The organism is Massilia sp. P2_C2, assembly GCF_056404615.1.
Genome location: NZ_JBFUDR010000179.1, coordinates 1 through 12,675, shown reverse-complemented (window position 1 = coordinate 12,675; position 12,675 = coordinate 1). Strand labels below are relative to the sequence as shown.

General features: G+C 62.0%; 9 protein-coding genes and 2 pseudogenes. 6 read left to right on the top strand and 5 right to left on the bottom strand.

What is annotated here, in order from left to right:
* On the top strand, positions 1 to 1,059 hold a 1,059-nt coding region (gene tnpC / locus AC1DYX_RS19535), incomplete at its 5' end, for an IS66 family transposase (protein ID WP_477261830.1).
* Between the two features lie 53 nt (positions 1,060 to 1,112).
* Here tnpC and AC1DYX_RS19530 read toward each other — a convergent pair.
* Positions 1,113 to 1,367 carry a hypothetical protein gene (locus tag AC1DYX_RS19530; RefSeq protein WP_477261828.1) on the bottom strand — a complete coding sequence of 85 codons (255 nt, stop codon included), beginning with the start codon at positions 1,365 to 1,367 and terminating at the stop codon, positions 1,113 to 1,115.
* Here AC1DYX_RS19530 and AC1DYX_RS19525 point away from each other — a divergent pair.
* The 3 genes and pseudogenes from AC1DYX_RS19525 (at position 1,366) to AC1DYX_RS19515 (ending at position 4,384) form a co-directional block, all read left to right on the top strand.
* Positions 1,366 to 2,313: a hypothetical protein gene (locus AC1DYX_RS19525; protein ID WP_477261826.1), complete on the top strand. Its 948-nt coding sequence runs from the start codon at positions 1,366 to 1,368 to the stop codon at positions 2,311 to 2,313. The genes AC1DYX_RS19530 and AC1DYX_RS19525 overlap by 2 nt on opposite strands.
* Before the next feature lie 20 nt (positions 2,314 to 2,333).
* Positions 2,334 to 2,522 (top strand): annotated as a pseudogene (locus tag AC1DYX_RS19520) (amidase family protein); the annotation flags it as partial.
* A 203-nt stretch (positions 2,523 to 2,725) separates the two neighbouring features.
* Positions 2,726 to 4,384: a DUF4214 domain-containing protein gene (locus tag AC1DYX_RS19515; RefSeq protein ID WP_477261824.1), complete on the top strand. Its 1,659-nt coding sequence runs from the start codon at positions 2,726 to 2,728 to the stop codon at positions 4,382 to 4,384.
* Positions 4,385 to 4,509: 125 nt separating this feature from the next.
* Here AC1DYX_RS19515 and AC1DYX_RS19510 read toward each other — a convergent pair whose 3' ends face one another.
* The 3 genes from AC1DYX_RS19510 to AC1DYX_RS19500 form a co-directional block, all read right to left on the bottom strand.
* Positions 4,510 to 6,492 (bottom strand): sialate O-acetylesterase, encoded by a 1,983-nt coding sequence (locus tag AC1DYX_RS19510; RefSeq protein ID WP_477261822.1) that lies wholly within the window; start codon positions 6,490 to 6,492, stop codon positions 4,510 to 4,512.
* 455 nt (positions 6,493 to 6,947) lie between these two features.
* Positions 6,948 to 7,799 carry an OmpA family protein gene (locus tag AC1DYX_RS19505; protein WP_477261820.1) on the bottom strand — a complete coding sequence of 284 codons (852 nt, stop codon included), beginning with the start codon at positions 7,797 to 7,799 and terminating at the stop codon, positions 6,948 to 6,950.
* A gap of 3 nt (positions 7,800 to 7,802) precedes the next feature.
* Positions 7,803 to 8,195 carry a DUF4398 domain-containing protein gene (locus tag AC1DYX_RS19500; protein ID WP_477261818.1) on the bottom strand — a complete coding sequence of 131 codons (393 nt, stop codon included), beginning with the start codon at positions 8,193 to 8,195 and terminating at the stop codon, positions 7,803 to 7,805.
* Between the two features lie 190 nt (positions 8,196 to 8,385).
* On the opposite strand from AC1DYX_RS19500, the gene AC1DYX_RS19495 reads away from it, so the two are divergent.
* Both AC1DYX_RS19495 and AC1DYX_RS19490 read left to right on the top strand, forming a co-directional pair.
* On the top strand, positions 8,386 to 10,368 hold the full coding sequence (locus tag AC1DYX_RS19495) for a PKD domain-containing protein (protein ID WP_477261816.1): 1,983 nt from the start codon (positions 8,386 to 8,388) through the stop codon (positions 10,366 to 10,368).
* A gap of 419 nt (positions 10,369 to 10,787) precedes the next feature.
* A complete protein-coding gene (locus AC1DYX_RS19490; RefSeq protein ID WP_477261814.1) occupies positions 10,788 to 11,624 on the top strand; it encodes an NF038122 family metalloprotease in 837 nt (278 codons plus the stop codon).
* An 880-nt stretch (positions 11,625 to 12,504) separates the two neighbouring features.
* Here AC1DYX_RS19490 and AC1DYX_RS19485 read toward each other — a convergent pair.
* Positions 12,505 to 12,675 (bottom strand): annotated as a pseudogene (locus tag AC1DYX_RS19485) (IS5/IS1182 family transposase); the annotation flags it as partial.

Genomic DNA, 12,675 nt, shown 5'->3' with positions numbered 1-12,675 from the left:
GTATTTGACGTACCGGTGACGACATTCGACGTCATCGAACATCGCACCGTCCAGCTCACGTGCCGTTGCGGGCGCTTGCATACCAGTGCCTTCCCCGCCGGCGTGGACAGTCCCGTGCAATACGGCCCCAACGTCAAGGCACTCGGCGTGCACCTGACGCAGGGCCAGATGCTGCCCTACGCGCGCGCGGCGCAACTGATCGCCGATCTGTACGGTCTGGCCGTCTCGCCCGCCACGCTGGTCGCGTGGGTGGCCGAGGCGGATGCGGCGTTGAGCCCGACGGCCCTGCAAATCGCCAGCCAGCTCGGCGCCGCGCCTGTGCTGCACGGCGATGAATCGGGCCTGCGGGTGGCGGGCAAGCTGCAATGGCTGCATGTGGTCGCCACCGACCGGCTCACCTGGTACGGCGTGCATGACAAGCGCGGCCTGGCGGCCATGGAGGCGCATGCCGTGTTGCCGCGGCATCGCGGCGTGCTGGTGCATGACTGTTGGGCGCCGTACTGGAAGCTCGACGGCGTGACCCATGCGCTGTGCAATGCTCATCTGTTACGCGAGTTGCTGTATGTGACACAGACCACCGGCCAGCCGTGGGCACAGCGCATGAGCAATTTCCTGGTCCACGCCAACCAACTGTGCGACGCGCTGCGCCGCCAAGGCAAGGTGTTCGACGCCTCCGAAGCGCAGGCCTTCCGCACCATGTACGACGACATCGTGCGCGAAGGCGAAGCGGACAACCCGGAGGCGGCCAGCGAGGAACGCGGACGCGGCAAGCACAGCACGGCCGCCAATCTGTTGCGCCGTKTCCGCGTGCACGCCGATGCCGTGCTCCGCTTTATCAATGACTTCAGCGTGCCCTTCACCAACAACGAGGCCGAGCGCGCCGTGCGCATGCCCAAGGTAAAGCAAAAGATCTCGGGTTGCTTCCGCACGTTCGAGGGGGCGCGGCACTTCTGTGTCATCCGCTCCGTCCTCGACTCGATGCGCAAGCAGGGCCACGGCATGTTCACCGTGCTGCAACGTGCGTTCATCGGCGATCCTATTCCGCTGGCTGCCCAGTGACTGAATAGTCACAAATTTGCTTCCCTAGTCCCCGCGATTTGCGCCGGCAATGGCTACGATCCGCTCGGCGATCCGAAGCGGCCACTCGACATCGGTTCCGGCACCTGGACCCAGGCCCAGCTCGAATCCTGCATCAGCAACAACGCCGTGTGCAGTGTGCCGCCGCGTACGGTGGTATACCTGACCTCCACGTTGACGATCCCGGCCGGCAAGGTACTGGAAACGGCCGGCGGATACGACCGGACGATGTATGCACGCCAGGCGCGGATCGTCCGGGACAGTTCCACGCCGGGGATGCTGATCGTCATGCAACCTGGATCGACCGTACGCAATGTCTGGGTTTCCGGCGGACGTGACCGCTTCAAGTCGACGTTGCCTACTCAAGGCGATCAACTGGCTAACGTCTTCCCGAACATTAACTATGTCGGCGGCAATAACGGCACCATCCAGGGCGTGCGCAGCGACGCGCCGTTGTCGGCAACGCATATCGCGTCATTCCCGGTACCGACGCCTCCGGTGCCGACCTCACCCACCGCCTTCAACGGCAGCGTGCTCATCTACAATAACCTGACGACGGGATACGCTCAGCACCACTATAGCGACGGCACGCTGATTCCCTGGGCCGACGGGATCTCGAACCACATCATGGGCGCAACCATCCAGCGCAACGACATCATCGACCCCACCGACGTCGGCATCGTCATCTTCGGCCACGATGGCGCAACCCAGGCCAGCACCGCATCGAACAACGTGATCCTCCATGCCGGCCATTCGGCCTATGGCTCGCTTGGACTGGATACGATCCAGTGCCTCTATTCCACGCCGAGTTCCTGCACGTTCTCCGGTACGGGCTTCACGAACAACACGATCTTTGCCGGCAAAAACCAGCACTCCGACATCATGCTGTACAACGGCACGGGCTCCTGGGCACCACCCAATTGCGCCGTATCGCGTGACGGCCATTGCGGGTCCGGTGGGCAGATGAGCAGCAACAAGACCATCCTGGGCGACGGCAACCAGACAGTCCAGGTCCAGGCAGCCGTCGTCGTGGACGGCATGCTCAACGCCACGACGAGCGGCAACAGCCTGAATACCGCCTCGATGACGCAACCGGCCGACCGCCCGAACGGCGTCAACGTCAGGCTCGCCTGCAACAATGGAATCATGGTCCGCAATGCGATCAGCGCGGGACATGCGAGCGGGAACCTGCAGGCGGGAACGGATATCGACAGCGACCAGTGCACCGGTCACTGACGGATTAATACGTGCCGTTCACGCAGTTGTCGAACCTGACCGGCACCCCGTCCATGAGCGTGCCGCTGCACTGGACGGCGGACGGGGTGCCGCCGGGCGTGCAGTTCACCGGGCCGTCCGGCAGCGAGGACCGGCTGCTGCAACTGGCGCGCCAGCTGGAGGATGCGCAGCCGTGGTTCGGGCGGTTGCCGGAGATGGCGCGGGCGTGAGCCCGTGGATGGGAACGCAACGCCATTTATCTATTATTTAAAGAATATCTCCGAATCCCCGTCGATGCGAACCCGCACGATCAATATTTCCTTGCCGAATAATTGGTGAGATTTCACCCGAATTCGCTGTGATATCGTAAATATCTGCATGTCCGTCGTCCGGTCACTGCAGATATTCACCTATTATTCAATCAAGGAATCGAATGCGCAAGAACTCACTACTACTGTTGGCCGCTCTGGCAAGTGCACCATGTTTTGCAGCCGTCCCCTCCCAATTCATCGCCAAACAATACACCGAAGGCCTCGGACGCGCACCGGACACATCCGGCTGGCAGAGCGCAACCAATTACGCGCTGGCGGCCGGCTGTTCGGCCAATTCATTGCAAACCTTGGCCCTGAATATTTTCCAGTCGCAGGAATATGCATCCAAGGGTTATACGCCGGAAGAACAGATATTGACCGCGTACCGGGCCATTTTCAGCCGGGAGCCGGATTCGGACGGGTTTAATTTTTGGGTGAACAGCCTGAAATCGGGCCATACCCTGACGGAAGTCATCCAGTCTTTCGTCGGCAGCCAGGAATTCGCGTCCCTCGTGCCAGCGATTTGCAAAGGCTACGGCTTTGATCCGCTCGGCGACCCCAAGCGACCGCTCGACATCGGCTCCGGAACCTGGACCCAGTCCCAGCTCGAATCCTGCATCAATAACAATGCCGTTTGCAGCGTGCCGCCGCGCACCGTGGTGTACCTGACTTCCACGCTGAATATCCCTGCCGGCAAAGTGCTGGAAACGGCGGGTGGCTACGACCGCACGATGTATGCTCGCCAGGCGCGGCTCGTCCGGGACAGTCCCACGCCGGGCATCCTGATCGTCATGCAGCCCGGCTCCACCGTACGCAACATCTGGGTTACCGGCGGCCGTGACCGCTTCAAATCGACGTTACCTGCCCAGGGCGATCAACAGGCTAACGTATTCCCGAACATCAACTACGTCGGCGGCAATTCCGGCACGATCCAGGGCGTGCGCAGCGACGCACCATTGTCGGCAACGCATATCCAGTCATTCCCGGTACCAACCCCTTCAGTGCCAACCTCGCCCACCGCCTTCAACGGCAGCGTGCTCATCTACAATAACCTGACGACAGGATACGCCCAACGCCACTACCGTGACGGCACCCTGATCGCCTGGGCCGATGGCATCTCGAACCACATCATGGGTGCGACCATCCAGCACAACGATATCGTCGATCCCACCGACGTCGGCATCGTGATCTTCGGTCATGATGGCGCAACCCAGGCCAGCACCGCGTCGAACAACCTGATTCTCCATTCCGGCCATTCCGCATATGGCTCGCTCGGACTGGATACGACCCAATGCGTCAATTCAGCGCCAACATCCTGCTCGTTCTCGGGCACGGGTTTCACGAACAACACGATTTTCGCCGGCAGGAACCAGCACTCGGACATCATGCTGTTCAATGGCACGGGATCCTGGTTAGCGCCCAAGTGCCCCGGGGCCGTAACACCTGACGGTCATTGCGGGTCCGGTGGGCAGATGAGCAACAACAATACCATCCTGAACGACGGCAACCAGTCAATCCAGGTCCAGGCAGCCATCGTCGTGGACGGCATGCTGAACGCCGTAACAAGCGGCAACAACCTGGCTATCCAATTGATCACCGCCTCGACGCCGCTACCGGCCGACCGACCGAGCGACGGCCTCAACGACAGGCGGAGCTGCATCGGCACGAGTCCGTTTCGCAATGCGATCAGCGCGGGACATGCGAGCGGTAACCTGCAAGGGGCGATGGCCCCCTACAGCGACACCGACAGCGACTGGTGCACGGGTCACGACAACCGGTGAACGTCAAGCGATGATGACGTGTTAATGCGGTAAGCCGGCGCCCGGGATGGCGCCGGCTTACCGCACATCCCGGCCCATGCTGTTGTCGTCGCTTGGGCCGGGAAACCGCAAGACAGACCTGCCGATCAGGGAGTCGCGTGCTGCCAGATATCTTCCGCCAGCGCGGTATCGTTCTTCGAGCCCAGGTTCGACATATTGGTGTTCAGCTCCGTCTGGGTCGGCTGGCGGTTGAACGACTTGACGAAAGCGGTGCGTACGCGATACTCCGGGGACGAACGGAACGAGTCCGCGATCGCCGTTTCGGTTGCCTGGTTATTGTCCAGCACACTGGTCCAGTAAGCGAGGCCGGCGGTATCCTGCTTGATGTCGTCCAGGTTACGACCCATGACGTTCATGTACAGACGGAACACCTTCTTGGCGTTGGCGCTGAGCGTATTTTCGTAGCCGACATTGGCCGTCGTCGACAGAGCACCACGCGTCGTGGTCTGCTGGGCGAGCCTGGTGACCCAGTACTTCAATTCCCACACGGCCGGCCGGCGGCCCACGATGGTCTGGAAGGTATCGCGGACATACCGTTCATCCGACCCGGCGAAGGTGCTCTGGAGATCCAGGTTGGGATTGATGACGAGTGCCTGGACCCAATAACGCAACCCTTCGTTATCGTACTTCATATCGGTATCGTCGCGCAGCATCGCCGTCCTGTATGCCTGCCACACCTTCGCCACCTCGGGGATCGACGAACCCAGGTTGACGGTCGTGCCGGAGAACAAATCGGCAGGCAGTGTCGGATCCTGGGTATTGATGGGAAGCGAGGAATTGATCAGGTTCGCGACGTTGCGGGCCCAGAGTTTGCCGTGCAGCTGGAGACCCATGCCCGACATGTGCAGGCCAGGGAAGTTCACGTCTCCGGCGTAACGATACCCGGCCTGGCCGTACGCGGGCCCCTCGCCGTTCATCATGTCGGTATCGGGACCCGCCTTGAACACGGGCGCGCCCGCCACCAGGTCACGGCTCCACAAATGGCGTTGCGCGGCACGGATCTCCACTTCGGTCCAGAATTTATTCGTGTTGCTGCCTTGGTCGACGATGTAATTATAGTTGTCCGTCCATGTCGCGGTTGCCACCATCCATGGCTGCGAGCAGCCCGTATCGGCACGGAAGTCCCTGGCGACCTCGTCCAGGCCCCACACGTAATATTTCCTGTCCGCCGGACCATAACCGGCCGCCGAGGTCTGGGACTTGTCACGATCGGCATTCGCCTCCCCCTGATGCCAAAGGACGGCGCGGAAACTGCACATCGTACCGCCGGTTGACGTCAGCCGGGTCAGCGTCTGGCCGGCGCGCAGCAGTCTCGGGTAGGAATAAACTTCGTTCGGATACGTTTTCCCGCCCAATGCATCCTGCCGTTGCCACCATTCCAGCGGCGAGCCCCCCACGGCCACATTCACGACGGCGACCGGAACCGATCCGCCCAGCTTGGAATTCAGCTCCTTGGCAAACGCCAGCCATGGCGAACCGTTGTCGGGTGCGGGCCAGGCGGACGCGAACCCCGACGGGTCGACCGTCTGTGCCTGCAACGTGCTCCAGGTGCTTGCGGGGCTGGGAGGATTGGGAGGGCTCGTATTCAGGGCGGCCGGCGTCACGGTGCGGTGCCGTGCATCGGCGACCGTGTCGAGGTTCGAATCCACATGGCCGAAGCTTCCGGCGTTACTCTGGCCGGCGACCACGAACACTTCGCCGACGTTGAAAAGCGGGCTGTCCCAGCGCGCGATCTCCGACATGGAGGAATTGTAGAGCGAAACCCGGATTTTCTTGTCCGTGGCCTGCGGCTCCAGCGCGAACGTGAACAGGCCTGTGCCGGTATAGGAACCCTCATTCAGCACCCGTACCCGGCTGGTGTACGTGTCATCGAGCAGCGAAACCACGTAATAACTGAACACCGACGTAGGGCCGGGCGACTGCCATTTGACAGTAATAGTCGACGTATTCTGCGGCATGTCGCGCTGGAAGATTTCATTGGCGCGCACACCGATAAAACTACTTTGAGACATGGACGCCAGGCCCGGGTTTTCCGGCGGCGTTGCATGCGCTGCCGCATGCACGGCCATCGAACCGGCCAGGAAAGCCAAAGTCGCGGTCCTGTTGCGGACCGAAAAGCGGTGATACATATTTGTTCTCCAAATCATTGAATTGCTGAGTGTGCCGTAACGACGCGACAAACTCTAGCATAAAAAAAATGGAAAACAAAAAGAGAAACGAGGTGGAATTCTCCCGTGATTTTTCGAGTAATTCCGGCGCGAATTTCGCGCACCAAGTATTTAATCCCGTTTCCGTAAACCGCCGAATGAAAGGGTAAATTTTTGCGAGAATCGAATTACCGGAAGCCTCTCAAATTTTCGCAAATTMGAGAAATTACCAGTAATACCACCTTAATAACCATAACACGACATGATAAAAAAATAATATCACATGCGTCCATTGTCCTGGCCCGGTAGTGCGAACCGGATGACGATCGCTGCAAACGAGCCGGCATCACGAAGCGGCAAGGATGCCGGCAAGGATGTCATTGCCTCCTTTGCCCGCTCTGTCCATTTTGCCCGCCCGCTCCGCTCGACATCGTCGCGGTCGAGCCTTGCGAGGACCCCATTTGCGCTCCGCCCGCCATGGACTCGGCACCGGCGATGGTGACGTCCACGCGGCGGTTTTCCCGGCGCCCGGCGCTGGTATCGTTGCTGGCCACCGGATTCGCTTCGCCGTGCGCACCGACGAGAATACGGCTGGGGTCGATCTTATAGCGCAGCAAGGCGGCACGCACGGTTTCCGCCCGCTTCATGGCCAGCGCCTGGTTGTATCCGGGGCTGCCGACATTGTCCGTGTGGCCCTCGATCACGACCTTGCTGTCCGGATGGTCCTTCAGCGTCGTGGCCAGGTCATTGATCGCGCGCGCCGAGTTGGGCGGCAGCTTCGCCTTGCCGAAGCCGAAGCCGGCAAGTCCCTGCTGCGCCACCTCCGTGCCCGGCGTGGCGGGTTTCGCCGTCGCCGCCATGTGCACCGCATGGTCGCGCTCGACGGCGGCGACCCTCACGACCTCTTCCGAAGCGCGCTCGTTCGCGAGCTGCTGCGCCGTCGCGGCGCGCTGCTGCGCGATATAGGCGAGGTGCGTGGTGGTTTTCAGATCGTGCTTCTTGCTCCATGCCGTCCTTGACTGCTCCAGCGACGCCGATGCGCGCTCCAGTTCGCTGGGCGCATACTTGGCCACGTGGGGATCGGCGGCGGCCTGGTCGACGGCGTGCCCGGCATCGCCGATGGCCGACTCCGCGGCGGCCACATCGGACGCCTTCGGCGCCGTCGAACATCCCGCCGCGATCATGGCGACAGCGAGCACGCCGGTGGTGGACCGGATGATGTGTTTCATCTCTCACCTCTGCTGGTTCTGGTTTGTACGATTGATGGCCTCGTACAAGAGCTGGTTGCTCTTCGCCATCTCGGCGGCCGCCAGCCGGGCCTGCGCCGCATTCGTCTTGGCGCGCGCGAGGTTGGCGTCGACCTGCGCTTCCTGCGCCAGCCGCATCGCGTCGTCTCCCCGCCGCCGCTTCTCGGCTGCGGCGCTGGCCTGGTTCAGCTTGTCGACCGCGACCTGGAATTCCGCCGGCGCCGCCTGCTCCGCCCCGACGATCTTCGCCTGGTCGACTGCTTCCCGGCTGTTGGCAAGCTGGTTGTTCAACGCCGGGTTCGCGCACGCGGCCACCGCCAGCAGACAGCATGGCGCCAGCACGCGCGACGGATGAAAGAACAGTCTGACGGGCTTCATGTGGCACCTCCCGAGAGTCCGAATTTGAGAATTCATCATGACCGACAGATGTCGGGTCCTCAATTGGACCAAAGGACAACCACGCCATGCGGAATACTCATGCTGCATGATTCACCCCATGGTCCCGCTCCGCCGCTGGACGATCATCAGCTTGGGCGTCCGCCCGATCATCTTTCTCATGGAGCAGAACATGAACCAGCGCAGACCAGGCCCGGCAATTCTCAAACGTCTCCTGTGCAATTGGCCGACCGCACTGATGGGCAGCGTGGCGCTTGCCGGGGCAGCGGCAGCGGCACAGGACAACAACGCCATCGCCGCAGCCGCGGCAACGAGCTCCGTCCCCACCCTGTACCGGGTGACGAACCTGGGGCCGGGCGAGGGCGGCGTCTTCATCAACGCGATAGGCCAGGTGACGTTCACCCATTTCCCTCCGTGGTGGTCCGACGAACCGCCCCACGCATGGTTCTACGACGGCGCACACCTGCACGAGATCGGTACGCTGGGCGGCAGCGCCGTCCGCACCAACGGGCTGAACGATCACGGCACGGTGACGGGCATTTCGAGCACGGCGGCCGGCCTCATCCACTCGTTCGTCTGGAACCTGCATCGCGGCATGACGGATATCGGGACGCTGCCCGGCAGGAACGGGGCCTGGGACCCAGTGATCAACAACCGGGGCGAAGTCGCCGGTTATTCGACGGTGGATCCAGGCCCGCCCTACCCGCGCGCGTTCCGCTGGAGCGCCTGGAGCGGGATGGAGGATCTCGGCCTGTTGCTGCCCGGCGAAGAATCGAGCGCGTATGCCCGGGCGATCAATGATGACGGCCTGATCGCGGGCGATGCCTGGGCCGGTGGCTCCACCTATCACGCCTTCGCCTGGACCCGCGCCACCGGCATGGTCGACATCGATACCATCGGCTCGCGCGCGTCCACCCCCGTCGCCGTGGCGGCAAACGGCCTCGTGGCGGGCAACGTCTTGACTTCCACTTCGCCGGAAAATCTCGCCACGGTGTTCTGGTGGACGCGCGCCACCGGCATGCACGACCTCGGCCCGGCAAATGGGCTGGGCACGTGGATGTTCGGCATGAGCCCGGGCGGGCGTATCGCCGGCGTCATCATCTACGCCGGCTTCTCGCAGCACGCGATGACGTGGACGCAGGCGCATGGCATGCACGACCTCGGCACGCTGGGCGGTGACTCGTCGACGGCCTTGGCGGCGAATAACAAGGGGCAGGTGGTCGGCGGCGCGGTCACGCCGGACGACGGCTACCACGCCTTCATCTGGAGCCGGAACGACGGCCTCGTCGACCTCAACCGGCGCCTGTACCACGCGCCAGCCGGGCTCGTGCTGGAAAGCGCGCTCGGGATCGCGGACAACGGTTCGATCGTCGCGTCCTCGAACGCGGGCCTGGTGCTGCTCAAACCCATGCGGGCCTGCGGCTGCGCACACGCGGCCGGGCCGATCGCCGCGCCTGACATGGTCCCGTTGGGCGCGACGGCGGACGCGTCGATCGGTTTCACGACGGAGGATGGCGCGGCGCGCTACAGCGTGGGCTGGTCCTGGGGCGACGGCACCGCCGACCGCGCGCGCGATGCCGGCGTCGCGAAAGGGAGCGGAAGCGCGGCGGCACGACACATCTATTCGGCGCCGGGAATCTATACGGTCACGGCGAACGTGACCGACCGGCTCGGGAACAGCGCCAGGGTGGCGCACCGGGTCGTCGTGTACGAACCGTCCGGCGCCGTCGTCGCGGGCACCGGGACAGTCCTGCTGCCGACCAACCTCACCCTGCGCGCACCAGTGCCCGGTGGCAAAGCGACGTTCAGTTTCGTGATACCGCCGGCGGGGCGGACGAACGCAGCGGCCGCACAGGGTCGCTTCCTGTTCGCCTTGCCTGGATTTGCCTTCGCAAGCGATGACGTACGGGTGTCGACGAACCTGGATGGGCAGGCGCGGCTGACCGGCACCGGCACGGTCAACGGCTCGGCTGGCTATCGGTTCGCGGCGACGACTGCGGCCGGCGCCAGCGCATCCKGGCGCTTTGGCGTGAGGGTCTGGCACACCGATCCGAAAACGTCGGCCGAAGTCGTTGACTACGATAGCCAGGCCGTAACGGGCAGGAAGGTCGGGCGGGTGCTTGCGGGCGGCAAGATCATCGTGAACAACGGGTGACGGGAGAGCCGGCCGGCTCAACACTTCAGATCAGAACGACGGGCGGCACGATCTGGCGCCGCGTGGCTCCGGCTTCGCGGCGCGCACCTCCTCGCTCGAAGTCCCTCCGAACGCTGGAATTATTTCAGTCGAAAAACTTTACAGTGGACCCGACAATCGGCGTCCATGTTTGTCATAACAACCATGAATTTTCTATAATCAATTGATTATTATGAACATAATCTAATTATGTTGCCTAGGCGAAAATATTGCATAAATGAAACCTGATTCTCCCTTTAATAACACGATCGAAAGTCCATGTCCAAAATGAACTTCACTCGCCCCCTGAAAAAGACGAAAGCAATCGCCAAGTACCTGGTATCGATGTCGCTGCTGGCGGCGGCTGCCATGCCACGCGCTGGTGATCAATCCCACCTTCGATGCCGGCTATAACGCCGAGCAAAAATCGACGGTCCTCAGCGCGATTTCGTTTCTGCAGTCACAGGTCACCGACAACGTCATTTGGGATCAACTTCAAGACGTCGTCGAGCGGACTCGGCTCGTCTGCCCAGTCTATGTATCTCACAAGCTATGGCAACGTCGTGGCCGCACTGAATGCGAATCGCACCAGCGCAAACGACTACGAGGCGATGAGTCATGTGACGGCCGGTCCTGCCGATCCGGCGACGGGAAAAAGTCTGGTCTGGTTCACCTACGCCCAGTGCTTCGCGCTCGGTTTCGATTGTGGCGCCCAGGGAGTCAGGGATATTTCCATCAACCTCAGCCTGGTCGATTCGAATCGCGCCGATGGTATCGCCTCGAATGAATACGACATGTCTGCCGTCGCATTGCACGAAATGGATGAATTCCTCGGCGTCGGCGGCCCTGGCTCGTCGGTAGGCACTGGCTATCCTGTTCTGGGCATCGAAGACCTGTTCCGCTACACGTCTGCCGGTACCCGGTCCTATACCACTGCGGGCGACGACGCCTACTTCTCGATCGACGGCGGCTCGACCATGCTGGCGCGCTTCAACCAGAATCCGGGGGGCGACTACGCCGACTGGTGGAGTGTGGGGGCGCAAACGCCTTCCTCGCAGGACGCGTTTGGTACGCCTGGTGTGATCTCCAATTACCACTCGGCAGAACTGGTAGCGCTGGATGTGGTGGGCTGGAATCTGGCGACCGCGGAAGTGCCTGAGCCGTCGACCGTCATGCTGATGCTGCCGGTACTGGTTGGCTTGGGACTCCGTCGGCGTCGGGCGCAAAAGGCGGGCTGAACGTTCGGATGGCGTTGAAGTGCCGGGCTGGCGCCGGCACTAGGATCAATAACCGGCTCAAGTAGACGCTTGACCACCGTTTGCGCCACCCTGTCCGCGACCGTCGGCACACCCAGCATGCGCACCCCGCCGGACTTCTTCGGGATGGGCACACCTTTGACGGGCGGCGGAAAATAGCTACCGGAACACATGCGGTTCCAGAGCTTGTACAGGTTGTCACTTATGTGGCTCTCGAATTGCTCCAGAGATTCGCGATCTACACCTGCTGATCCTCCGTTTGCTTTGACATACTGATAGGCTTCCCAGACAAGCGCCTTGGGAATGTCGTACGGMTTGGTCATTGGGCTGCGCTCCTCCCGCTTGCGCGGYTGACACAACCAAATGCCGGGATGACGCAGCCCCTTCGCTCCACCGCCATTACAGCGGCTTCAACACTACTACGAGCTGCTCCGTCCCTTGATGACGCATCGCTACTATCGGCCTTGCCTTTCGAGCTTGTGCCTTTCGCTTTACATCGCCACCGAAGGTTCCCGCAGTTCAACGTAAGAGCCCGGATCAGGCTGACGCTGCCTCTATGCCGGACACCACCTGGCCCGTAAGCAGGTAACGGCCAGACTGATCGCGGGGCAGTATCACTCCCCGGTTTTGATGTCGCCTGAGTAGTTTCGACACTTGAACGGCAGTTCACGGTTGTTCGTCTTCCAGATCCATACCTGACGCCTAATGACGCCTTTTCCATAACGCTCACGACAAGGGCTTTTGACCAATGCCGCTTATGGTGGTTTGCAACCCGCTCCTGCAAGCCGATTGCGAGGGGCCTACCCTCATCTCCTACGCCGCTTGCTGCGGCACACTAATACCCCAAACCCCATATACGGAATTACGGCATGGCGACCGTCCTGGGCGTGCCCAGCCGCGTGAAGCGGTTGAGGATGGCGGCGCGCACCTGCAACTCGGCGACCTGGCGGTCGAAGTCACGCGCCATGACACGCTCACCGAGCAGCTTGAAGCAACGCATCTTGGTTTCGACGAGGCTGCGTCGATGATAGCC